Annotated in this window: 19 protein-coding genes; 5 read left to right on the forward strand and 14 right to left on the reverse strand. The window is 64.0% G+C overall.

What is annotated here, in order from left to right:
* The first annotated feature begins 21 nt into the window (after nt 1-21).
* Both ABAC460_RS0124320 and ABAC460_RS31875 read left to right on the forward strand, forming a co-directional pair.
* Nucleotides 22-2,295: a PAS domain S-box protein gene (locus ABAC460_RS0124320; RefSeq protein ID WP_023452698.1), complete on the forward strand. Its 2,274-nt coding sequence runs from the start codon at nt 22-24 to the stop codon at nt 2,293-2,295.
* Nucleotides 2,279-2,701, forward strand: coding sequence for a response regulator transcription factor (locus ABAC460_RS31875; protein ID WP_023452699.1), 423 nt, complete (start codon nt 2,279-2,281; stop codon nt 2,699-2,701). The genes ABAC460_RS0124320 and ABAC460_RS31875 overlap by 17 nt, the downstream gene beginning before the upstream one ends.
* Before the next feature lie 214 nt (nt 2,702-2,915).
* On the opposite strand, the gene ABAC460_RS31880 is transcribed toward ABAC460_RS31875, so the two are convergent.
* From ABAC460_RS31880 to ABAC460_RS31890, 3 genes are all read right to left on the reverse strand, one after another.
* Nucleotides 2,916-3,593, reverse strand: coding sequence for a Fe2+-dependent dioxygenase (locus tag ABAC460_RS31880; protein WP_023452700.1), 678 nt, complete (start codon nt 3,591-3,593; stop codon nt 2,916-2,918).
* A 72-nt stretch (nt 3,594-3,665) separates the two neighbouring features.
* Entirely contained in the window at nt 3,666-5,963 is a 2,298-nt protein-coding gene (locus ABAC460_RS31885; RefSeq protein ID WP_023452701.1) for a catecholate siderophore receptor Fiu, read from the reverse strand.
* A 214-nt stretch (nt 5,964-6,177) separates the two neighbouring features.
* Nucleotides 6,178-7,026, reverse strand: a complete 849-nt coding sequence (locus ABAC460_RS31890; RefSeq protein ID WP_023452702.1) for a DUF4198 domain-containing protein — start codon at nt 7,024-7,026, stop codon at nt 6,178-6,180.
* A gap of 589 nt (nt 7,027-7,615) precedes the next feature.
* Here ABAC460_RS31890 and ABAC460_RS31895 point away from each other — a divergent pair.
* Nucleotides 7,616-8,431: an alpha/beta hydrolase family protein gene (locus tag ABAC460_RS31895; RefSeq protein ID WP_162150299.1), complete on the forward strand. Its 816-nt coding sequence runs from the start codon at nt 7,616-7,618 to the stop codon at nt 8,429-8,431.
* Nucleotides 8,432-8,761: 330 nt separating this feature from the next.
* On the opposite strand, the gene ABAC460_RS31900 is transcribed toward ABAC460_RS31895, so the two are convergent.
* The 7 genes from ABAC460_RS31900 to ABAC460_RS31930 all read right to left on the reverse strand — a co-directional run bounded on the left by ABAC460_RS31900 (nt 8,762) and on the right by ABAC460_RS31930 (nt 15,714).
* A complete protein-coding gene (locus ABAC460_RS31900; RefSeq protein WP_023452704.1) occupies nt 8,762-10,033 on the reverse strand; it encodes an NADPH cytochrome P450 oxidoreductase family protein in 1,272 nt (423 codons plus the stop codon).
* Complete coding sequence (locus tag ABAC460_RS31905; protein ID WP_023452705.1) at nt 10,030-11,016, reverse strand: FAD:protein FMN transferase; 987 nt, start codon at nt 11,014-11,016, stop codon at nt 10,030-10,032. Before ABAC460_RS31905 ends, ABAC460_RS31900 begins: the two co-directional genes overlap by 4 nt.
* Nucleotides 11,013-11,528 (reverse strand): DUF2271 domain-containing protein, encoded by a 516-nt coding sequence (locus ABAC460_RS31910; RefSeq protein WP_023452706.1) that lies wholly within the window; start codon nt 11,526-11,528, stop codon nt 11,013-11,015. The genes ABAC460_RS31905 and ABAC460_RS31910 overlap by 4 nt, the downstream gene beginning before the upstream one ends.
* Nucleotides 11,521-12,096 (reverse strand): PepSY-associated TM helix domain-containing protein, encoded by a 576-nt coding sequence (locus ABAC460_RS31915; RefSeq protein ID WP_023452707.1) that lies wholly within the window; start codon nt 12,094-12,096, stop codon nt 11,521-11,523. The genes ABAC460_RS31910 and ABAC460_RS31915 overlap by 8 nt, the downstream gene beginning before the upstream one ends.
* Before the next feature lie 155 nt (nt 12,097-12,251).
* Nucleotides 12,252-12,749 carry a hypothetical protein gene (locus ABAC460_RS31920; RefSeq protein ID WP_023452708.1) on the reverse strand — a complete coding sequence of 166 codons (498 nt, stop codon included), beginning with the start codon at nt 12,747-12,749 and terminating at the stop codon, nt 12,252-12,254.
* 10 nt (nt 12,750-12,759) lie between these two features.
* The gene (locus tag ABAC460_RS31925; RefSeq protein ID WP_023452709.1) at nt 12,760-13,539 is read right to left on the reverse strand and encodes a DUF4198 domain-containing protein; all 780 of its coding nucleotides are present in this window, start codon (nt 13,537-13,539) and stop codon (nt 12,760-12,762) included.
* A gap of 12 nt (nt 13,540-13,551) precedes the next feature.
* A complete protein-coding gene (locus ABAC460_RS31930) occupies nt 13,552-15,714 on the reverse strand; it encodes a TonB-dependent hemoglobin/transferrin/lactoferrin family receptor (RefSeq protein ID WP_023452710.1) in 2,163 nt (720 codons plus the stop codon).
* 182 nt (nt 15,715-15,896) lie between these two features.
* Between ABAC460_RS31930 and ABAC460_RS31935 the strand changes: the two genes are divergently transcribed.
* Nucleotides 15,897-17,819, forward strand: a complete 1,923-nt coding sequence (locus tag ABAC460_RS31935; protein WP_023452711.1) for a sialate O-acetylesterase — start codon at nt 15,897-15,899, stop codon at nt 17,817-17,819.
* On the opposite strand, the gene ABAC460_RS48925 is transcribed toward ABAC460_RS31935, so the two are convergent.
* The 3 genes from ABAC460_RS48925 to ABAC460_RS31945 are packed head-to-tail and all read right to left on the reverse strand — an operon-like array spanning nt 17,816 to nt 20,057.
* On the reverse strand, nt 17,816-17,992 hold the full coding sequence (locus ABAC460_RS48925; protein ID WP_023452712.1) for a FeoB-associated Cys-rich membrane protein: 177 nt from the start codon (nt 17,990-17,992) through the stop codon (nt 17,816-17,818). The two genes, ABAC460_RS31935 and ABAC460_RS48925, sit on opposite strands and share 4 nt — an antisense overlap.
* Nucleotides 17,989-19,818 (reverse strand): ferrous iron transporter B, encoded by a 1,830-nt coding sequence (gene feoB / locus ABAC460_RS31940; protein ID WP_023452713.1) that lies wholly within the window; start codon nt 19,816-19,818, stop codon nt 17,989-17,991. The genes ABAC460_RS48925 and feoB overlap by 4 nt, the downstream gene beginning before the upstream one ends.
* Nucleotides 19,818-20,057 (reverse strand): FeoA family protein, encoded by a 240-nt coding sequence (locus ABAC460_RS31945; RefSeq protein ID WP_023452714.1) that lies wholly within the window; start codon nt 20,055-20,057, stop codon nt 19,818-19,820. Before ABAC460_RS31945 ends, feoB begins: the two co-directional genes overlap by 1 nt.
* Before the next feature lie 127 nt (nt 20,058-20,184).
* Here ABAC460_RS31945 and ABAC460_RS31950 point away from each other — a divergent pair, with 127 nt between their 5' ends.
* Entirely contained in the window at nt 20,185-21,234 is a 1,050-nt protein-coding gene (locus ABAC460_RS31950) for a metallophosphoesterase (RefSeq protein ID WP_023452715.1), read from the forward strand.
* Between the two features lie 8 nt (nt 21,235-21,242).
* Here ABAC460_RS31950 and ABAC460_RS31955 read toward each other — a convergent pair whose 3' ends face one another.
* Nucleotides 21,243-21,878, reverse strand: coding sequence for a TetR/AcrR family transcriptional regulator (locus tag ABAC460_RS31955; protein WP_023452716.1), 636 nt, complete (start codon nt 21,876-21,878; stop codon nt 21,243-21,245).
* Nucleotides 21,879-22,049 lie beyond the last annotated feature (171 nt).

Below are 22,049 nucleotides of genomic sequence, written 5' to 3' on the forward strand. Positions count from 1 at the left end.
GTATCCTTCAGCTTGTGCCCAATGACCGAAGCCGCCTTTGAACTTGCTCCCTGTGGCCTGGTCGTTTGCGACGGCAACGGCTCCATCGTCGCCGCCAATCGCTTCTTCCGCGAGATGAGCGGCTATGACGGCGGCACCAAGACCTTCGGCCGCTGCCTGACCCGGCCCTCGCAGTTCATCCTCAGCGCCAAGCTGCTGCCGCAACTGAACCAGAGCGGCGAAGCCAGCGAGATCGCCCTGACCCTCAACGGCCCCGACGGCGACAGCATTCCGGTCCTCGTCAACGCCCGCCACGACGGAGACGGTTTCCACTACGCTATCTTCCCTGCCAGGGAACGGCGCGAATACGAGTCCGAATATCTCAACGCCAAGAAGAAGCTGACGCAATACAGCGACTATCTGCGCATGGCCGAACGGCTGGCGCATCTGGGCCACTGGCACGGCAACCTGGTGACCCGGGAAACCTACTGGTCGCCGGAAACCTACGCCATCTTCGGCTGCGATCCGGAGACCTTCACGCCGCGCATCGGCGAAACCATGGTCCTGTACCATCCCGACGACCGCAAGGACATCCTCGCCACCGTCGACGCCGCCGTAGCGGGCAATGGTGAATTCTCCTTCCGCGCCCGCTGCATCCGCCGCGACACCGGTGAAATCCGCCATATCGAGACCAACGGCGTGTGCGAGCGCGACGAAAGCGGCCAGGCCATCGGTCTGTTCGGCGTCGTCCAGGACCTGACCGACCTTCTGCGCGCCCAGGACGCCACCGAGGCCAGCGAGGCCCGCTACCGCCTGCTGGCCGACAGCTCCAACGACATCATTTCCGTCTTCGACCTGGACGGCACCATCGACTATGTCTCGCCGGCGATCGAAAAGCTGCTGGGTTTCACCCCGGCCGAGGTCATCGGGAAAAACGTCCGCGACATCGTCCATCCCGACGACTTCCGCCTGACCCAGGCCGCCTTTGCCGGCTATGTCCGCAGCGGCGACTGGAGCGCCGTGCCGCGCGTCCAGTACCGCGCCCGTCACAAGAACGGCCACATCGTCTGGCTGGAGGCGTCGCCGCGCGCCATGCTGGGGCCGGACGGCAAGATCGCCAAGCTCCAGGACGTGGTCCGCGACATCACCGAGCGCAAGGCCGTTGAGGCCGCGCTGGAAGACGCCATGGTCGAGGCCAATGCCGCCGCCGACGCCAAGTCCCAGTTCCTGGCCACCATGTCGCATGAACTGCGCACGCCGCTGACCAGCATCATCGGCTTTTCCGCCCTGCTGCGCGACGTCGTCCAGGACGAAGAGCCGCGCCGCTTCAGCCAGCGCATCTGGACCGCCAGCCAGGGCCTGCTGGCCCTGATCAACGACATCCTCGACCACTCCAAGCTGGAGGCCGGCCAGCTGGAGCTGGACATTGCGCCGTGCTCGGCCAACGAACTGATGCTGGAGGTCGCCGAGACGCTGGAGGTCCAGGCCCAGGCCAAGGGCCTGTTCCTGACGGTGGATACCGACGACGACATGCCGCTGATGCTGCTGGACGAGGTGCGGATGCGCCAGATCCTGATGAACCTGGCCGGCAATGCCGTGAAGTTCACCCAGGACGGCGGCGTCACCATTGCCCTGCACTGGCGCGGCGACCGGCTTCAGGTCACCATCACCGATACCGGTCCCGGCATTTCCCCCGAAGGTCAGAAGCGCCTGTTCAAGCGTTTCTCCCAGGTCGACCACACCACCAACGGTACCGGCCTGGGCCTGATGATTTCCAAACAGCTGGTCGAGCTGATGGGCGGCCGGATCAGTGTCGAAAGCAGCCCGGGCAACGGCTCGATGTTCTGGTTCGACATTCCGGTTCAGGTCTGCGAAGGCGATGCCGACGAAGAGGTCGGCCCGGAAGTCGCCGCCGAAACCGGTTTCATCCTGGTGGCCGACGACCATGCCGCCAACCGCGAGCTGATTGCCACCCTCATGCGCTCCCAGGGCTACAGCGTCGACACCGTCCCGGACGGCGGCGAAGCGCTTCAGGCCTGCCTGGAGCGCCGCTACGACCTGATCCTGATGGACGTCAACATGCCGGTCATGGATGGTCTGGTCGCTACCCAGGGCATCCGCGCCAGCTGCGAACTGAATGCCCGCACACCGATCGTCGGCGTCTCCGCCGGCGGCGAATCGCGCCGCCGCATCTGCCTTGGGGCGGGGATGAACGCCATGGTCGAAAAACCTATTCGCCCGGCGGTCCTGACCGCCACGGTCGCCGAATGGCTGGCCCAATCTCAGGGAGACTTCCCCCATGTCCGCACTGGATAAGTTCCGCATCCTCGTCGTCGAGGACACCCGTGACATTTCCGATCTTCTTGTCATCCGCCTGGAGTTGGGCGGCTATGTCACCTGCGTGGCGCGCAACTGCGAACAGGCCATCGCCCAGGCCTTTGCCTTCAAGCCGAACGCCATCCTGCTGGATATCGGGTTGGGCGATGGCGGCGATGGCTTCGAGGTGCTGCGGATCCTGAAGTCCAGCACCAAGACAAGCGACATACCGGTGCTGATGCTGACGGCGCGCCAGCAGCTGACGGACATCCGCCGGGCAATCGATATGGGCGCGCGTGACTATGTCACCAAGCCGTTCGACGACCGCAAGCTGTTGATGCGGGTGGCCAAGCTGCTGGGCCAGCCAATGCCGCATCTGACGACCGAGCGGCGGATGATGCTCTGAACTCGCGAAAAGTCCTTCGCGGCGCTGCGCTTGCTCAGCGTACATATACGAACGGCACTGGCGTCTGACCGTTAATCGGAATGGCCTTTTCTTTCTTCTCCTCCCCATTTCTTCAATGGGGAGGTGGCGAGCAAGTGAGCCGGGCCGAAGGCCAATGGCGAAACGCGTCGAGACGGAGGGGTCCTCTGTGCGGCCGACCGCCGACGCGTTGGTATCACCCCGCCCACTGCCTCAGCAGGTTGTGATACAGCCCCGTCAGGCTGACCACTTCCGGCGTATCCCCCTGCTCTGACCGCAGCTTCAACACCGTCATATCCAGCTCGAACAACATCCGCCGGTGGGCTTCGTCCCTCACCCGGCTCTGACACCACAGAAACGACGCCAGCCGCACCCCGCGCGTCACCGGCTCGACCCGATGCAGCGAGGTCGACGGATACAAAATCGCGTCCCCCGCCGGCAGCTTGACTTCATGGGCGCCATAGGTGTCCTCGACGATCAGCTCCCCGCCATCATACTCGTCCACCTCACACAGAAACAAGGTCGTTGAAATATCTGTCCGCGCCACGATCCCCCGCCCGACATCGTTCTGCAAAGCACCGTCGATATGGTTGCCGAACTGCGCCCCGACCTCATAGGCATTGAACCGCGGCGTCAGGATGATGTGCGGTATCGCCGCCGACACGAACAAGGGATGCCGGCGCAACGCCGCCTCGACCAGACCGCTCAGTTCTGCGGCTTCCGGTGCATCATGCGGAAGCTGGGCATTGCTCTTGACCCCGGCCGCCTGGGGGCCGGCTGAACTGCGGCCGTCCTGCCAGTGGGCCTTTTCCAGCTTGCCGCGGATATAGGCGACCTCATCGCGGGTCAGGACCTCAGGGATATGCAGCATCATGGGGGGCAATCCAAAGAATAACCCCGCCGGCTTAGCACCGGCGGGGCATGAAACTCAACCTCTGGGCTGAACCTAGAAACGGACGTTCAGGGTCAGCATGCCATTCAGCGGGGCACCCGGAAAAACCCGGCCGCCGCCATTGTTCAGCGAGCCGATATAGTCTTCGTCCAGCAGGTTGTAGATGTTGAGCTGGACGGCGACACGATCGGTCAGGCTGTAGGACGCCATGGCGTTGACCAGCCAGTAGGCGGGGATTTCGCTCAGGCCGGCCGACGGAGCGGCGCCCGGCGCCACGACGCGCAGCTGTTCCGAGGTATAGTTGCCGCCGAGGCCCAGGGTCAGCTTTTCGGTGACGTCATACGACGTCCACAGCGAACCGGTCAGGTCCGGCGACCAGCGCGCGGCCGCACCCGTGGCATTGTTGCCGGTGGCGGCGCCGTCCTCGACCTCGGTGTCCAGTGTGGCGATGCCGGCGATGACCTGCCACTTTTCAGTGACCTGGCCGACGGCGCCGAATTCCAGCCCGCTGACCTTGCGCTTGCCGAACTGGCGGACAGTGACGCCGGCGCCCGGATCGATGTCCTCGACGATTTCGTTCTGGTGCTCGGTCGAATACCAGGCCGCGGTCAGCGACAGACGGTTGCCGTACAGGTCCCACTTGGTGCCGATTTCCGCATTGGCGGTTTCCTGTGGATCCAGGTTCGGGCTGCCGATATTGGTCGCCGTGTCCGACAGGGCGAAGTTGGCGCTGCCCGGCGGCGTGGCCGAATTGCCGATGGCGACGTAGATGCTGCCATTGGCGCGCGGCTTGTAGACCAGGCCGGCGTTCCAGCTGACCAGGGTGCCGTCCTTGCTGAGGTGAACCGGGATCAGGGTGCCGACCGTATAGCCAGTGTCGGCGGCGACTGTGCGGCGGGCGCCACTCGTGGTCGTCTTGTAGCTGTCGACACGGACGCCGGCATTGATCAGCCACTGGTCGCCCAGTTTCACCGTATCGAACAGATAGGCCGCGACCGTCGTGGTCTCGCCATCGGTAAAGGCGCCGGTGTCGAGCGGATCGGGCAGGGTCTGGTTCGGGTTCGGATTGTACAGACTGACCACCGGCACGGTGACGCTGACCGTTCCGGTCGGCGTGGCGTAGCTGGTGTTGTAGGTGCGGTTGAACTGGCTTTCCGACGACACCTCGACGCCGCCCGACAGTTCGTGGGTAAGGCCGCCGGCCGTCCAGGCGCCGCGCAGGTTGGTGGCATTGGCCAGGATGGTGTTTTCCTGGTCGACCTTCTGGCGCGACAGGTTGACGGTCCAGGTCGACGGGTCGGCCGGAGTCGGCGCCGCGATGCCGGTCGCGCCGGTATTCACGCCGGTCAGGACCCGGTCCATGGTCGAATGGCCGTAGCGCGTGGTGTTGGTCAGCTTCAGGCCCGAGGCGAAGTCATGCTCGATCCTGGCGGTGACCAGGGCGGCATCGACGTCTTCGTGGTCGTTGATCGAGCCGTAGAAATTCTCGCGATCGACGCGCTTGCCGGCCTTGATGGTGGCATTGGTCGGGAAGTCGTAGCCGTCATAGCCGATGGTCGGGATACCGCCGTCGGGGACATTGTCCTGCTTGACCACCTGGCCGAAGACATAGAAGCGGGTATTGGTGCCCAGGCCGATGCCCCAGGCCGGCGCGATGCCCCAGCCCGAGCGGTTGACGACGTCACGGCCGGCGGCATCGATGTCCTGGGTAAACACGTTCAGGCGCAGTGCACTGGTTTCCCCGGTGGCCAGGTTGGCGTCGGCGGTGCCGCGATAGCCGCCCGAGCTGTAGGCCGAGAGGGTGGCCGAGGAACCGCCGCCCAGGCGCGGCAGCTTGGAGACCAGGTTGATATAGCCCGACGACGAACCGCGGCCGAATTCCGAACCGGCGGCGCCCTTGGCGACTTCGATCTGGCCGACATTGAAGGTATCGCGGGTGACGGCGCCCAGGTCGCGGAGGCCGTCCAGGAACAGCGAGGTCTGGGACGAGAAGCCGCGCAGCTGGAAGGTGTCGCCGGCCGAGGTATTGCCGTTTTCACCCAGCTGGATGGTGATGCCCGGCGTGTTGCGCAGGGCATCCATCAGGGTGGTGGCGCCCTGCTGGCGGATGACGTCGCTGGTGATGACGACCATGGTCTGGGGCGTGTCGAGCAGCGGCTGGGTGCGCTTGTCGGAGCTGGAGGCGGCGGCCTTGAAACCCGGGCGCTCGCCCTTGACGACAACGGCATCAGCGTCGCCGGAGGCGTCGAACGCGTCGTCAGCGTGGGCGGCAGCGGGGATGGCCAGGGCCAGGGCGGCCAAAGTCGCGTAACGGGCGGCGCTGTGTTTACGGCTGCGGATGGAGGCGGTCATTGACGTTCTTTCTCTACTTCCGCCCTTCCGGGCGGGGGCATTCCTTAGTCCCGGCCGGTTCTCTGGCCAGGTTTTAGCTTCGGTTCCGGCCGGGGCCGGCGGGGAGGTGCCGGGTTTCGGCGAAGGGCCAGAATTCGATATTGCAAGTCATTCGCAATTGCAAGCCGCAAATCGAACAAAATGTTTCGCGGCGGTTACAGCCCGTTCGCATGTGTCAGAAGGGCATCACCTGGAACACGCCGGTGTACGACCAGCGCTTTTCGGGCATGGGCGCATTGGGATCGGGCGGCGTGCCTTCAGGCTGCTGGACGCGGGCGGGGTACGAAGCGCCGATCCAATAGGTCTGGGCCATCGGCCAGGTGATGGTGACGTCACCATTGGCGTCCGAAGTAACGCTGAAATCCTTCAGGTTGCTGCGGTAGCGGCCGCCGCCGGGCACGACGGTCAGGCTCAGCCCAGCCAACGGCTTGCCGTCCAGGAGGACGCGGAACTTCGCCGGCTCATCAGCGACCAGTTCCGACGGATGGCTCAGTGGCACCAGTTCCAGGCCCGAACCGGTCGGCTCCAGCACGCCGTCGCTGGTATGTCCCGAGGTGACATAGGTTTCGACGCGACCATAGTTGCGGGTCAGGGAGACATCGGTGGCGCCGGCGGGAATCTGGCTCGCCAGGTCGGCCTCGGTGCCGCGGAAACGCTTCTGCTCGCCGTTGAGGGTATAGCGGCCCATGACGGCGGTCGAGACGCTGGCGATGCGGTAGGTGCCGTCCTTGGCCAGGTTCAGGTCGAAGGTGGTGCGGAACTTGCCGTTGCCGACGTTCTCGGGCGTGACGGTGGCGCCATCCGGGCCCGTGACCGTGACGTTGTCGAGCTTGATCGGCAGGTGGTCGAAGTCGAACAGGCCTTCCGACACGGCGGCATCGACCGTGACATAGCGCTCCTTGCCGTCGACATAGTTGGTCGAGACCAGCAGCCACTGACGGTGGGCAAAGGCGGGCGAGGCCAGGACTCCACCGATTGCCAAGGCCAGCGCGCTCGCGGCGAGAACGGAGGATTTGAAGGTCATGGGCCGGCTCCTGAACAGATTGAGGGTGACGTATCACTCATGCAATTCATTCGCAACTGGCTTTTTGCGAATGCGTATCAGATTGCCCGTCGCTGCGCAGTATTTGCCGCTTCACGGGGACACGCCGGTAGACTCAAACGACGGAACATACGGAAAGAGGCGGAACGAACCGGAATCCCGGGTGGCCGATCTCCCGCGCGAAGCGCCTTAATGGATAGATGGTTCGGGTGACGCACCGGCATATCATCACCCGGAATTCCGTGACTTCCGTGCACGTCGCCGCAGGCGGCGCTTCAGTGTTTTCCGTGTTCCTCTTAAAAGCCTCCGGTTTGTCTGAGGCTTTTAAGAGGAACACGGAACACACGGAGGCCGCTGCGCGGCGACACTGAAAACACGGAATTCAGGATGCTCTCATGCCTATGCGTCAGATCATGCCATCGGTAGGAAGGCGCTTCGCGCGGGAGATCGGCCACCCGGAACTCAGCTTCTTTCCTGCCGCCATTAGATTGCCGGGTTTACTTCCGACAGGGTAGGAAACAGAGACTGACGACAGGATGACATCATGGACTGGGCAAGGCGGATCTCACTTTTGGCGTTTCTGCTGATGCTCGGCTGCACGGGCCAACCAAAGGGACATGCGGCGACGATTCCGCACCCCGACGCCCCTGGCAAGGTCGTGGAATATTTTTCAGAAACGCCGAAGACATCTGGCCCATGGCCTGTGGTCGTTTTTCTCCACGGTCATCAGGACGGACTTGTTCGACCTGGCGGCAAGACCTATGCCGATTGGGGTGTCCTCGATGAGTTTGCAAAGCGCGGCTATCTGGCCGTCTCGATCTCCCTGCCGGGGTACGGCGGGTCAAGCGGGCCTGAGGACTTCGCCGGTCCCTTTACCCAGCACGCTGTCGAAGCTGTCCTTGCGAAGGTGCGCCAGGATCCGCGTGTGGCGCCCGACCGGGTCGCGATCGAAGGGGTAAGTCTTGGCGCCGTAACGGGTGCCCTCGTCGCCGAACACGATCCGAACGTGCGCGGCCTAGTGCTCATCTCGGGTCTTTACGACCTCCAGCCCTTTTTTGCGCATCCAAAATCGGACGCGGCCAAAAACGTCAGGTCGGCCTTCGACTCCCAGACCGGCGGAACCCCCGAGGCCCTGCAAACCCGTTCCGCGCTGAGGGGCGCCGCGACGATCCGGGCTCACACCCTGATCATCAACGGCGCCAGGGATGATCGTACAGACCCCGACCAGGCCCGGCAGCTCGCGGCGGCGATCAACGCCCATGGCGGTCACGCCTGGGCGCACATCTATCCGGACTATGGTCACGAAATCCCGGTCAAGGTCAGGGCGCTTGAAATCGACGCCTTTCTCGACGAAACCTTAATGCCCGATAGCGGATCGGCCCATTAGGCGTCATGCCGAGTTCCTGCGCGAAGCGCCTTAAATTCATGTGCCTGGATATGGCGCACCGGCATATCATCACCCGGAATTCCGTGACTTCCGTGCACGCCGCCACAGGCGGCGCTTTCAGTGTTTTCCGTGTTCCTCTTAAAAGCCTCCGGTTTGTCTGAGGCTTTTAAGAGGAACACGGACCACACGGAGGCCGCTGCGCGGCGACACTGAAAACACGGAATTCAGGGTACTCGCATGCATAAGCATCAGGTCATGCCATCGGTCGGAAAGCGCTTCGCGCGGGAGGTCTCGCAACCGGAATTCCGTTTCTTTCCGCTTCTTTCCGCGTCAGTACAGATCCTTGCGATAGCGCCCGGCAGCCACAGCAGCTTCGATCCAGGCTTCACCAAGAATAGCCCGCAGGGCGGCGTCCACGCCCTGCCCCATCGCCAGGCCGCCGCACACCAGCACGGCTCCATTGCCGCCGAGCCAGGCACGCACCTCGGCGCCATGGGCAGCCAGGACGTCCTGGACATATTGGCCATCACCGCCGTCGGGCTGGGAAAAGGCCAGGTCGAGCCGCTTCAGCGGCAGGGATTGAGCTTCAGCACACAAGGCGCCATCGCGGACCGGGTGGCGCTCGCCATAGACCAGCCAGCCCGGCGTCGTCGCCTGACGGATATGGGCGCGCAGGCCGGCCAGGCCGGACCCGGCGGCGATCAGCAGCACCGGATCGTCCCCGTCCGGCGCATGGAAATTGCGGTGGGCCTTGACGCGCAGCGGCACAGTGTCGCCGACCTTCAGGGTTTGGGTCAGGAGCATCGAACCCGGGCCGCCTTCGACGGTGCGGACATAGAGTTCGACATGGCCTTCGTCCGGCAGCGAGGCCAGGGAATAGTCGCGGCGATGACCGTCGGCCGTCAAAATCTCGGCCAGGTCGCCGGCCTGCCAGTCCGGCAAGACATCTGCCGTCAAACGCAAACGATAAAGCGGTTGGTCACCCTCGGGATTGAGGCGTTCGCGTGAAACCAGACGCCATGGCGCGAACACGGCTTCATCGGCGGCATCACCGGCGCCCAGGCTGTGCAGCAGTTCATCCCATTGCTTCAACGCGGCGGCATCGAGATCATCGACCTCGAGACAGGGCATGAGCGGATGGGCCTTATTGCTTTCCAGCCAGGCAAAGACGCGATGACCGAAAGCGCAGAAACGGTCGTATTTGCGGTCGCCCAGCGCCAGGACAGCAAACCGGCGATTGGCCAGGTCGAGCGTCTTGCGCAATAGGCCGCGCTCAAAGCCGATACCTTCGTCCGGCGCGTCGCCGTCACCGGTCGTCGATGCCACCACCAGGATCACCTTCGCCGCGCCCAGCATATCGGCCGTCGCGTCACGCAACGACGCCACCACGGCATCACGGCCGCCGGCCTCCAGTTGCGCATAAGAATGACGGGCGATCTCTTCGGCCTGGCCGGTCTGGGAAGCGAACAACACCAGATACTCGGCGGAACCCACGACCTTTTTGCGCGGCCACAGCGACCACAGGCAGGTCAGGACGAAGAAGGCCATCGCCCCCCACGCCCACAGCCAGCGTTGCGGATCCTGCGTCATCAGCTCGGTCACAGCCAGGCCTCCAGGGCGGGGCTCAATACCTCACGGACACTGTCGCCATCGCGCACGCGCAGCAGACAGGGAATGTTGTGACGTCTGGCAAAGTCGAGCGCGCGGCCCTCCCCCATCACCATCAAGGCTGTGGCCAGGGCATCGGCGCGCCAACAGGCGGGATCCAGCACGGTAGCGCCGGCGATATCCGACGTCGTCGGCGCACAGGTCGCGGCATCGATGGTGTGCGACATCACCTTGCCGTCATGGACGAAGAAACGGCGGCTGTCGCCCGAGGTGGCGACCGCGATGTCATGCAGGGCGACCACGGCGTCGGCGTCTTCGATCTCGACCCACCATGGCAGACCGTCCGCCTGGACGCCCCAGCCGGTCAGTTCCCCGCCGACCTCGACCAGGGCCGCGACACAGCCCGGCTCGGCCTTGACCAGGCGCAGCAGTTCATCGGCGGCAAATCCCTTGGCGATGGCGCACAGGTCGATGCGCACGCCGGCCGGCCTGACCAAACCATCGGCCTGCCAGGTCAACTGACGCCAACCACCACCGCTTAAACCGGAAACATCCGCCAAGCCTTCCGGCACGGCCTTCGCCCCGAAACCCCAGGCTTCGACGGCGTCCAGAAGACAGGGGTCGAACGCCCCGTCGCTCAGGCGCGCCACATCCAGGGCATGGCTCATAACCACCATGAACATCGGCGGCAGCTCAACAAAACTGCCAGGCTCGGCGGTATTGAAACGCGTCAGGTCGCTGTCGCCGCGATAGGGCGACATTTCACGATCGACCTGATGCAGCTTGGTTTCCAGCCGTTTGTGCAGATGGGCGAAGGCGCGCTCACTGAGGCCCGGATCGGCCAGCAGGATCACCTTCCAGGTGGTGGCGAAGGCCGCGCCCTCAAGAACATATTTGCGCGCCGTCGGGTGCGGCCTGGGCAGGGCGCCCAGCTCCGGGATCAGAACCTTGCGGCCGCTGACGCTTTCCGGTTTCACGGCTTGTAGGTCAGGCTGACCGTACCCAGTTCGCCGTCGCCCTTGCCCGACACCGTGCCGCCCTTGCCGGGGGTGTAGGTGAAGGGCACCTTGACCAGGTCGTGGCCGCCGGCTTCACGCGCGGCTTCGACGACCAGGACATAGGCACCGGGCTTCAGGCCGCTCAGCTTGGCGGTGTCGATGGTCAGGGTCTGGCGGCCCGGAGCGCGCGTCGTCGAGGTCACGCCGTCGATCGGCAGGGTCAGGTCGCGGCCGCTCTTGCGCCACCAGGTGCGCACGTCCTGGAGCCATTTCTGGCCGGCGCCCTCGCGCTTCTTGACGTCGTACCAGACGAATAGGTTACCAGCATGGCCACCTGAGGCGCTTTCCAGCCAGCCGGCGACATAAGGCTTATGGTACTCGGCGACCTTCTGCTGCGGAATATCGATGTCGAGCACCAGTTGACCAGCGGTCGCGCCGGTCGCCGTGAGAGCCAGCGCGCCGCCGGCGATGAACAGCGAAGATTTAAGCATGTACGAACACCATGAACAGGATGAAGGGGATGACCAGGCCGGCAGCCGCCAGAGGCCAGGTGATGCGGCGGTTTTTGGCGTAAAGCCACAACAGGCCGAAACCGGTGACCGAGAAGATCACGCAGGCCACGGCCAGGATATCGATGAACAGCGACCATACGGCGCCGGTATGCCGGCCCTTGTGCAGGTCGTTAAGGACGGCCACGGCGCCGCGGTCGGTTGTCTCGTAGCTGACATGGCCGTCGGCCTTGTCGATGGTCACCGAGGTGTCGACGCCGGGACCGGTCAGGTCGAGATAGATGTCGTCGTCGGAGACCTCGGCCTTGACCCGCGCCACGTCCGCGCCGGTCAGGGCCTTGATTTCCCCGGCCAGCTCCGCCGGTACCGGTTTGCCGTTTTCGGCCTTGCCCAGGCCGTTGAAACCGGCGTCCGACAGGTCCTTTTCGACGCGCTCTGTCTTCGGCTTGGCCTCGATCTGCGCCGCATGGTTCAGGGTGAACCCGGTCACCGAGAACAGCAGCAGGCCGACCAGGCACAGGGCCGAGCTGATCCAGTGCCATTGGCGCAACTGGTTACGCCAGAAGCCTGCCAAAGAACCTGAAAGCGCGGGCGGAGGTGAGGACATCGGAAACTGAGGCTGTGGCGGAGTTAGTTGATAATCATTCGCATTAGCAACGGCACCCGCCTTTTGCAAGGTAAAAAGGCTTCGCGGTCTCCCGAATCTCAGGGAGCTATGAAATCGTCGCCTTTGCCGGCGTCTTGCTCAGCCTTCAAAAGCGTGCGGTCGGTTTCGTCGATGACGCCGTTCTTGTCGCGGTCCTGGCGCTCGAACATGCCGATGCCCGACGCCAGGAATTCGGCGAAGGTCATGCTGCCGTTCTTATTGGTGTCCAGAACACCGAAGCGGACATGGACCTGGCGCATCTGGCGCTGGTATTCCTCGACCTTCTTTTCCTCGTCGCGGTCGAAAGTCTTCAGGTCCTCGTTCAGACGGGCCTCGAACTCGGCGACATATTCGGCTTCCGACAGTTCGCCGCTCTTGTCGGCGTCGGTCTCGTCGAAGCGGACGTGGCGGTAGGCCTCGAACTCGGCGCGGGTGACCTGGCCGTCCTTGTTGGTGTCGTACTCCTCGATCATGCCGGCGATCGAGTGCGACACGGCAAAGGCCGGAGCGGCGGTGAATGCGGCCACAACAGCCAGGGCGGGGATAAGCTTTTTCATGGCGCGTTCCTTACTGAGGCAGCACTTCGAGGGTGACGGTGGCGGTGGAACTGGTCCAGGTCGTCTCGGAAGCCGGACGGCGGACGCGAACCTGGATCAGGTAGAGACCCGCCGTCGCCGGGGTGAAGCTGACCTCACCCTTGGCATCCGACACCAGGTCGAGGTCGACGAGCTTTTTGGCGGCATAGTTCTGGCCATCGGTGACGATGGTGACGTGTTCGCCCGACAGCGGCTTGCCGTCGGCCAGGACGGCGAAGCGGACGGCCTCACCGGCATAGGCGTCATTGGGCGCGGTCAGGGGCTGCAGCTCGACGCCGGTACCGGCGGGCGGCAGCATGCCGGGCTTACCCTTGCTGACATAGACGTCGGCGCGGGTCAGGCTCTGGACATCGACGATAACGGCGCCCGGTTCCGGGGCGGCCTGGGGGTCTTCCTGGAAATGAAGCTGGCCGTCCTTAACGGCGGCCTTGGCGACCCGGCCGGTGCGCAGGCCCGAGGTGACGCGGTAGGTACCGGCGGCGCCCAGAGGCACCTCCAGGAAGGTCGCGTCCTTCAGGCTGGCCGCCGGGGTCAGCGGGGTGACGGTACCATCGGGACCAACCACGGCGAAGTGGTCGGACTTCATGGCGACGTCGGGGCGCAGGTCACCTTCGGCGAACGAAGCCTCGACCGTGACATGCGGCCGCTTGGCGTCGGGATTGAAGGTGTTGGGCTTGAGATAGGGCGAATGGGCCAGGGCGGCGGATGCCACAAACGGCAGAACCAGCAGGGACAGACAGAGCTTTTTCATGAGGCGTTTCCCTTAGAATTTCACCGTCAGCGACACGGCGCCGTTGACGCCGGGCTGGGTGTAGGCGTCCTTGATGGTCGAGGTCCGGGCCAAGCCACGAACGTCGCTCCACCAAGCGTATTTTTCGTTGGTCAGGTTAAACAGGCCGGCCCGCACAGTGGCCTTCTCCGTGACATCCCACCAGCCGGTCAGGTCGACCGCGGCAAAGGCGTCGGGGATATAGCAGCCGCCGGTGCAGGTCACGCCCAGCCGGTCAGCTTCCTTGCGCACAACCGCCGTGGTGTGCAGGCCGCCGCCGTAATTACCGGACGGGGCACGATAGCTCAGGCCCAGGACCAGCTTGGCCGGATCGATGCTGGCCAGGGCGCTACCGGTCGTGATGTTGGTGCCGCGCGCCGTTGACGCCGCCACATCGAAGGTGAAGCGCTCGCCGATCTTCAGGGTACCGCGGGCTTCGGCGCCCTCGATCTCGACCTTCGACTGGTTGACATACTGGTATTTGGCCGGGTCATTGGCCGTGAAGGTGCCGCCGATGAAGACCTGCTCGATGAAGTCGTCATACTTGGCCGAGAACACCGTGACGCTGCCGGAGAAGACGTCGTTGCGATAGCGCAGGCCGCCTTCCCAGGTCTGGCTGGTTTCCGGCTTCAGGTCCGGATTGGGCAGGGTCATATAGTTGGAGACCAGGTTGGCGAAGGCGTTGTTGACTTCGGACGGGGCCGGCGCCTTGAAGCCTTCGGCATAGTTGACGAAAACCGACAGGTTGCCGGTGAAGCGGTACAGGCCGCCCAGCTTGGGCGAGACGTGCGAACCGTCCTGGGCCGAGGCCGTGAACCCGGTTAGCAATGCATCCGGCTTCGGCGTCAGTTCATAGCTGTCGAAGCGCAGGGCCGGGAACAGCGACAGCTTGCCGTCGAAAGCGGTGATTTCGTCCTGAACATACAGGCCCGTCCGCGTATAGTCGGTATTCGGGAAGGCCCGCGTCGGGAAGGTTTCGCCGACCGGCGGCACGGTGCCGTCGCGGACCGATTCCTGGGTCGTCTTCGACCAGTCGCCACCATAGATGAGGTTGTGCGTCACGCTGCCCGTGGCGAATTCACTGGTCAGCGTGACGCTGCTACCCAAGCTCTCGGTGTCGAAAATATTGATCCGGGTGCGGTCGGCGCTGATATTACGGTCCTCGGACGCAAACTGGTAGCTGTGCGAGGTCTGGCCGTAGACGGCCACCAAAGCCGTCTTGACGAAGCCGTCGCCGCGATAACGGTAATCAAAGCTGAGCCGGTCGCGATCCGTGGTGTCATGGGCCCACAGGCTGAGCGTCGAGGTCGCGGCCAAAGGCGGCACGGCCACGGCCGACCAGGCGATGGTGTCGACTTCGCTTTCCTGACGGTCATAGGTCAGGCGCAGGCGATGCGCGTCGGACGGCTCATAGACCAGCTTGGCCAGGATCGACTGGCTGTCGATGTCCTGCGGGTTGGGTGTGGTGCGGGTGATGTTCGGCGCGTCGATATCGCCCTGGGTCTCCTGTTCGTGTCCCCGGCGTTGCGAATATGCCACCATGCCCGAGAGGCTACCGCGACGGCCGGCCAGAACGATGCCGCCGCCCTGGCTGTCGTCGGCAGAATTGCGGCCGAATTTGAGCTGACCGCCTACACTTCCAGTTTTTACGAAGTCTCCCGGATCCTTCGTGGTGAAGTTTACGGCGCCGGCAATGCCGTCCGAACCGTACAAGGCCGAGGCCGGACCGCGCAGAATTTCGACCGATTTCAGCAGATCCAGGCCAACATAATCGCCCCGTCCGGCGTTCTGACCGCCGAAGGAAAAGCCGTCCGGCACGCGGATTCCGTCGACCGTCATCAGGACGCGGTTACCTTCCAGGCCGCGGATATTGAAGCCGGAATTGCCATCCCGCCCTGTCGTCGCGCCGGCAGCGGTAAATCGCGCCGGCGAATTGCGCACCGACACGCCCGGCTCATAGCGCACCAAATCCTTGATATCGCTGACCAATTGGTCGTCCATATCGGTGTCGCTGATCACGCTGACGGTGGCCGGGACGTCCTCGACGGCTTTTTCCGACCGGGTGGCCAGGATGGTCACGGCTTCATCATCCGCCAGGACAGGCACGGCCGCCGCCATCAGCCACAGGGGAACGGTCATCATCAACGCAGTGCGCATGGTTACTCTCCTCAGATTGCATGCCCGAGGCGATAATGAGAATGATTTGCAGAGTCAACATATATTGCGAATGATTCTTAATTGCTTATTGGATGTGTGGCGTGAGGGCCGCACACTTTTTCCGCGCCAAACGCCGCACGATTTGCTAGGCCTTTAGAAAACACCTGTTGGGGGAACCGATCATGCGTCCTGTCCTTCTGAGCCTGGCCTTGCTGGCCGCTGCCGTGCCCGCAACGGCCAAGGAAAACGTGCCCCTGCGGCTGGATGGCCTGTTCCAGGATCACATGGTCCTGCCGCGCCACGGCGCCGTCGTGTCGGGCCATGCCGCCCCGGGCGAAGAGGTCACCGTCTCCTTCTTCAACATCAGCCAACTGGCTTCCGCCGACGACAAGGGCCGCTTCCAGGTCGAGCTGCCGGACTTCCAGCCCGGCAAGACCGGCCGGCTGTCGGTGTCATCCGGATCGGGCGATCGCCTCGAATTGGACGACGTGGTGTCCGGCGATGTCTATCTGTGCTCGGGCCAGTCCAACATGCAGATATCGGTCAAACGCGCCCTCAATGAAGACGTTGTCATCTCCAACTCGGCCAATGACCTGATCCGCATGGCCACGGTTCCAGTCAACCCGCAGGCCAGGCCGCAGGAACGGTTCTCCGGTCCCATTACCTGGCAGAAGGCTGCGCCCGACACGGTCGGCGACTGGTCGGCGACCTGCTACTTCTTCGCCGCGGCGCTGCAGAAGCGCGTCCAGGTCCCGATCGGCCTGGTCCATGCCTCGCTGGGCGGTTCCGACATTACCACCTGGCTGTCGCCGGAAGCCCTGCTGCCCGACTATGCCGCGGCGGAAAACCTGCTCAACCTCTATGCCGAGGATCCCGACAAGGCCGGCGCCGAGTTCGGCCACAGCTTCGAGCAGTGGTGGCAGGACAAGGGCGCTCCCGGCACGCCATGGGCGGCTTCGGCGGGCGACCTGCGCACCTGGCAGGCTGCGCCCAACGTATCCAGCAATTGGGAAAAGTGGGGCCTGCGCGAACTGGCCAGCTACAATGGCCCCCTGTGGTACGGCGCGACCGTCACCCTGACGGCGGAACAGGCGGCGCAAGCCGCGACCCTGGAACTGGGCCGGGTCGACGACATCGACCAGACCTGGCTGAACGGCCAACCAGTCGGCTTTACCTCCGGCGCCGGGACGGAACGCAAATACAAGGTGTCCGCGGGCACGCTTAAGGCCGGCGACAATGTCGTGGTGCTCAATGTCGTCGATCTGTGGAGCTATGGCGGCATGTATGGCGATACTCCGCGCCAGCTGAAGCTTGCCGACGGCACGGCGGTACCGCTGGCGGGCTGGCGCTGGAATCCGGTACCGGCGGGATTGGGCAATCCGCCGCGCGCGCCGTGGGACGCCACCGGCGGGGTCAGCATCCTGAAAAACGGCATGATCGCGCCGATGGGACCGTTCGGCTTTGCCGGAACGGTCTGGTACCAGGGCGAAAGCAATGTCGGCCGGCCCTATCAGAGCCTGATGGCGCGGCTGTTCAAGGACTGGCGCGGCCAGTTCGGCGACGACATGGTCTTCGCCGTGGTGCAGTTGGCCAATTACGAGAACCGCGCGGTGAAACCCGTGGAATCGGGATGGGCGCGGCTGCGTGAGGATCAGCGCCTGGCGGTTCTGGCGGATGGCAACGCGGTGCTGGCCACGGCGATTGATATCGGCGAGCCCACCGACATCCATCCGGCCAACAAGCAGGTTCTGGGCGAGCGGATATCGCGGGCGATTGCCATTAAACTGTATGGCTTCAACGGCTCGGAATCGGGGCCGATGATCAAGTCGGCGGTGAAGGACGGCGATCGCCTGGTGGTGACCTTCGACGGCATGGAGGGCGATTTCATCACCTACAGCTCCAATCGCCCGATCGGGTTCGAAGCCTGTGTGAGTAACGACTGCCGCTATGTCGATGCCGAGGCGAGCGGCAAGACGGTGGTGTTGCTGGCGGCGGCCGATGCCACCAAGGTGCGGTTCTGCTGGGCCGATGCGCCGACCTGCAACCTGTATGACGGCAAGACGGGCCTGCCCGCAGTGCCGTTTGAGCAGGCGGTGGCCCCCTAAGCTCGGTCCCGCGGCTCCAGCGGTCCGAAGTCAATCGCCTTGCAGCCGTTGCAGCTTTCGCAGCCCGAACCGCAGCCGTCCGACTCGGCGGCGGCTTTCTTCGGCAGGAAGCGCTTTACCAGCTGCCACGCGGCGAAGGCCACGATCAGAGCAACGATCAAACCCTGGATCATGACGTCAGCGCCTTGGTGATCTGATAGGTCGCAAACGCTGCGACATAGGCCAGGGCGAACAGATAGCCCGCCGTCACCGCGACATATTTCCAGCCGTTGGTCTCGCGCTTGATAACGGCCAGGGTCGACAGGCATTGCGGCGCGAAGACGTACCACGCCATCAGCGACAAGGCCGTGGCCAGCGACCATTGCGACGAGATCAGCCCGCCCAACTGACTGGCGATTTCATCGTCGCTGCCTGCGACGCTGTAGACGGTGCCCAGGGCCGACACCGCGACTTCGCGGGCGGCCAGGCCGGGGATCAGGGCGACGCAGATCTGCCAGTTGAAGCCGATGGCATCGAAGGCCGGCTGGATGAAATGACCGATGCGGCCGGCGATCGAATAGTCGATGTCCGGGCCCGTGGCGCCGTCGGGCTTGCCCGGGAAGGTGACCAGGACCCACAGCAGGGTGTTGACGGTAAAGATGATCCCCGTGATACGGCGGATGAAGATCATCGCCCGCTCCCACAGGCCCAGGGCCAGGCTCTTCAGGTTGGGGAAGCGATAGGACGGCAGCTCCATCAGCAGCGGATATTCCCGCTTTTCGCGGCGGCTGATCGAAATCACCCACGACACGATCAGGCCCGAGACAATACCGATCAGGTACATGCCGAACAACACCACGCCCTGGAAGCTGAGGAAGCCCCAGACGGTCGTGTTAGGCAAAAAGGCGCCGATCAGCAGGGTATAGACGGGAATCCGCGCCGAGCAGGTCATCAGCGGCGATATCAGGATGGTGGTCATGCGTTCGCGCAGGTCGGGAATGCTGCGCGTGGCCATGATGCCCGGGATGGCGCAGGCATGCGAACTGAGCAGCGGGATGAACGACCGTCCGGTCAGGCCGGCCGCGCCCATCACCCGGTCCAGCAGGAACGAGGCGCGCGGCAGGTAACCGGATTCTTCCAGGACCAGGATGAAGAAGAACAGGATAATGATCTGGGGCAGGAAGACCAGAACGCTGCCCAGGCCGCCGAACAGGGCGTCGGCGACGAAGCTTTTCAGCAGGCCGTCGGGCATGGACTGGGTCGCGACGCCACCCAGCCAGGCAAGGCTGCCCTCAATGGCGTCTTGGGCCGGGGTCGCCCAAGTGAACACCGCCTGGAAGACCAGGAACATGATGACTAGCAGCAGCGGAATACCCAGCCACGGATTAAGCAGGAAGCGGTCCAGGGCATCGTCGGTTTTCGCAGTACGCGTCGGCATGACCACGGTGGCGGAGAGAATCCGGCGCGTTTCGCTGTGGTCGGTTTCGACCGGGCTGACAGGTGGCGCGGCCGGGGTGGCGCGGTCGATCTGGCCGATCAGCGCCTTGGTGCCTTCGGAAGTGACGGCGACGGTCTCGATCACCGGCAGGCCCAGTTCGCGTTCCAGCCCGGCGGTGTCGATCTGGATGCCGCGCTTGCGGGCGGCGTCCATCATGTTCAGCGCCAGCACCATCGGCCGGCCCAAGCGGCGGATTTCCAGCACGAAACGCAGGTGCAGTCGCAGGTTGGTTGCGTCGGCGACGCAGACGATCAGGTCGGGGACGGCGACGCCTTCGAGCTGACCCAGACAGACGTCGCGGGTGATGATTTCGTCGGCGCCCAAGGCGTCCAGGCTGTAGGTGCCGGGCAGGTCCAGGACATGGACGGTGCGGCCGGACGGAGCGGTGAATGTGCCTTCCTTGCGCTCGACCGTGACGCCGGCATAGTTGGCGACCTTCTGGCGCGAGCCAGTCAGTTGGTTGAACAGGGCGGTCTTGCCGCAGTTGGGATTGCCGACCAGGGCGATGTTAAGCGTGGACATCAGGCGGCCAGTTCTACCGTAATGCGGGCGGCCTCGGAGCGGCGCAGGGCAAAGCGGGTAAAGCCGATCTGGATCAGCAACGGATCGGCGCCGAACGGGCCGCGGCCCACCACCTGGAGCGGTTCACCATCGACAAAGCCGATCTCGCGCAGGCGCCGGGCGATCGGGTCGGCGTCGGAGGTGTCGCTGACCGCGATGACGCGGGCAGGGGTGAAGGCTTTCAGTTCGGTGAGTTTCATGGCCGCCAGATAATAAGATGCGAATGATTATCATTTTGTTCATGGCGGGGTCAAGGTCGCGCGCGTGTTTTGTCTTGCGGCGAAAGGCCGCCGGGTGTTGAGTGCGGCCATCTTCCGGAGGGCTGCCATGATCCGCTTCGTAATGTCCTGTCTTGCCCTGGCGACCTTGAGCGCCTGCGCCAGCCTGCCGCACGGCGAGGCGCCGGCGCGGGCCGAGTTCGTGGTCATCGGCGACACCCCCTATAACGCCAGTGACGAAGCCATGCTGGCCACGGCGATACCCAAGATCAAGGCGATCAAACCGCCGTTTGTCCTGCACGTCGGCGATACGCAAGGCGGCGGCGAGGTCTGCGGCGCACCCGACGACCGTTTCGCGAAACTGGTAGAGGCGTTGAAACCCATTCCTGTTATCTATTCGCCCGGCGACAACGAATGGACCGACTGCGACCGCAAGGACGTGCCGGGCACCACGACCAAGTTCTCGGAACTGGCGCGGCTGGACATTCTACGCAGCAGGTTCTTCGCGGCACCGGCGGTAACCGATCCGGCGTTCGACTATATCCAGCAGGCAGGCCAGCCGGAAAACGCCCGCTTCGAATATGGCGGCATGGTGTGGACCACCCTAAACATGGTCGGCACCAACAATGGTCGCGACTCAGTCATGGGTGACGATCTGGCAACAGCGGCCAAGGCGGCGGAAGCGCGCGAACTGGCCAATGTCGGCTGGCTGAACGAGGCCTTTGCCGTGGCGGCGGCGAAGAAGGCCCGCGCTGTCGTGATCATCATGCAGGCCGACATGGTGACCGAGGTCGATCCGAAAGCTTTCGGTCATCCCTGTTTCGATGCGGTGGCGGGGAAACGCGAGGTGCCGTGCGACGGCTTCTATCCCATCCGTGACATGCTGCCGGCTTTGGCGGCCAATTTCGGCAAGCCGGTGTTTCTGATCCACGGCGATACCGGGCCATTCCGGGCGTTCAAGAGCTGGGCGCCGGGCCAGGTTTATGAGCTGAATGCAGCCGGCGATGTCTGGTACCGCGACAGCGGAGAGATGTGCGCCGTGCGCGACGTCACCCATGTGTGGATCGATGTCGATGCCGCAGAACCCCTGCGTGCTGTGGGGCTGACGACGGGTGAAGTGCCGGGAACGACACAGCCTGTTCACGACGACTGCAAGTAGGTGGAGACTTAGTCCCCCCGACACTCCGGCATGGTGAACAGCACCTGCATCACCTGGCGCAGGCCCAGCAACAGCGCCTTGCGATCCGTATGGGGGTTGGAAATCGCCCGGATCATCATGCCGTCGAAGATCATGCCAATGATCTCGCCGCGCGCGTCCATCAGGGCCGGATCGCCGAAGCCCGGATTCAAGCGCCGGCACAAGCCCCGGCCCAGTTCGCGTTCCTCGATATCGGCGGCCTGGACGATCGCGGCCACACGCGGATTGCGCGCGGCTTCGGCCAGCACCTCCAGCGCCAGGGCCGAGTTGTCCGGATCGTACTTGTGCGCGATGGCGTGCTCCATCGTCTCAAGCAGCACCTCCATCAGCCGTTCGTCGGGCGTGGCGTCCCACTCGGCGAATTTGGCGCGCATTTCGGCCAGGTCGTTGGCAACGATGGCCTCAATAATGGCTTCCTTATTGGCAAAGTACCTATAGATGACGCCGACGCTCATCTTCGCTTCCGCAGCAATGTCAGCCATGCTGGCGCCGTGGAACCCCGAACGGCGGACACAGCGCAAGGTGGCTTCGAGGATATGCTGGCGGCGGGCCTCGCGACTCGGGCGAGGTTTGGTGCCGTCCGCGGGCAGGGCGTCCGTGGTCATTCTTTACGCAGATTCCTTGGTAAATAAGGATTTAAACATTTTGTAATGCAGCCTGGTGCTTGACATACAGGATTGCCAGGCTTAAAGCCACTCAAATGAGAGTGAACGATCATTCTCATTTTTCGCATCTCTACTGACAGTTTTTGTCGGCATTGCGGCGCAAACGGAATT

This window comes from Asticcacaulis sp. AC460 (assembly GCF_000495795.1).
In the GTDB taxonomy this organism is placed as follows: domain Bacteria; phylum Pseudomonadota; class Alphaproteobacteria; order Caulobacterales; family Caulobacteraceae; genus Asticcacaulis.

What these genes read in the sequence shown, in the direction of transcription:
- ABAC460_RS0124320 (WP_023452698.1), top strand. Translation starts at nt 22, where the DNA reads ATGACCGAAGCCGCCTTTGAACTTGCTCCCTGTGGCCTGGTCGTTTGC.
- ABAC460_RS31875 (WP_023452699.1), top strand. Translation starts at nt 2,279, where the DNA reads ATGTCCGCACTGGATAAGTTCCGCATCCTCGTCGTCGAGGACACCCGT.
- ABAC460_RS31880 (WP_023452700.1), bottom strand. Translation starts at nt 3,593, where the DNA reads ATGATGCTGCATATCCCTGAGGTCCTGACCCGCGATGAGGTCGCCTAT.
- ABAC460_RS31885 (WP_023452701.1), bottom strand. Translation starts at nt 5,963, where the DNA reads ATGACCGCCTCCATCCGCAGCCGTAAACACAGCGCCGCCCGTTACGCG.
- ABAC460_RS31890 (WP_023452702.1), bottom strand. Translation starts at nt 7,026, where the DNA reads ATGACCTTCAAATCCTCCGTTCTCGCCGCGAGCGCGCTGGCCTTGGCA.
- ABAC460_RS31910 (WP_023452706.1), bottom strand. Translation starts at nt 11,528, where the DNA reads ATGCTTAAATCTTCGCTGTTCATCGCCGGCGGCGCGCTGGCTCTCACG.
- ABAC460_RS31920 (WP_023452708.1), bottom strand. Translation starts at nt 12,749, where the DNA reads ATGAAAAAGCTTATCCCCGCCCTGGCTGTTGTGGCCGCATTCACCGCC.
- ABAC460_RS31925 (WP_023452709.1), bottom strand. Translation starts at nt 13,539, where the DNA reads ATGAAAAAGCTCTGTCTGTCCCTGCTGGTTCTGCCGTTTGTGGCATCC.
- ABAC460_RS31930 (WP_023452710.1), bottom strand. Translation starts at nt 15,714, where the DNA reads ATGCGCACTGCGTTGATGATGACCGTTCCCCTGTGGCTGATGGCGGCG.
- ABAC460_RS31935 (WP_023452711.1), top strand. Translation starts at nt 15,897, where the DNA reads ATGCGTCCTGTCCTTCTGAGCCTGGCCTTGCTGGCCGCTGCCGTGCCC.
- ABAC460_RS48925 (WP_023452712.1), bottom strand. Translation starts at nt 17,992, where the DNA reads ATGATCCAGGGTTTGATCGTTGCTCTGATCGTGGCCTTCGCCGCGTGG.
- feoB (WP_023452713.1), bottom strand. Translation starts at nt 19,818, where the DNA reads ATGTCCACGCTTAACATCGCCCTGGTCGGCAATCCCAACTGCGGCAAG.
- ABAC460_RS31945 (WP_023452714.1), bottom strand. Translation starts at nt 20,057, where the DNA reads ATGAAACTCACCGAACTGAAAGCCTTCACCCCTGCCCGCGTCATCGCG.
- ABAC460_RS31950 (WP_023452715.1), top strand. Translation starts at nt 20,185, where the DNA reads ATGATCCGCTTCGTAATGTCCTGTCTTGCCCTGGCGACCTTGAGCGCC.
- ABAC460_RS31955 (WP_023452716.1), bottom strand. Translation starts at nt 21,878, where the DNA reads ATGACCACGGACGCCCTGCCCGCGGACGGCACCAAACCTCGCCCGAGT.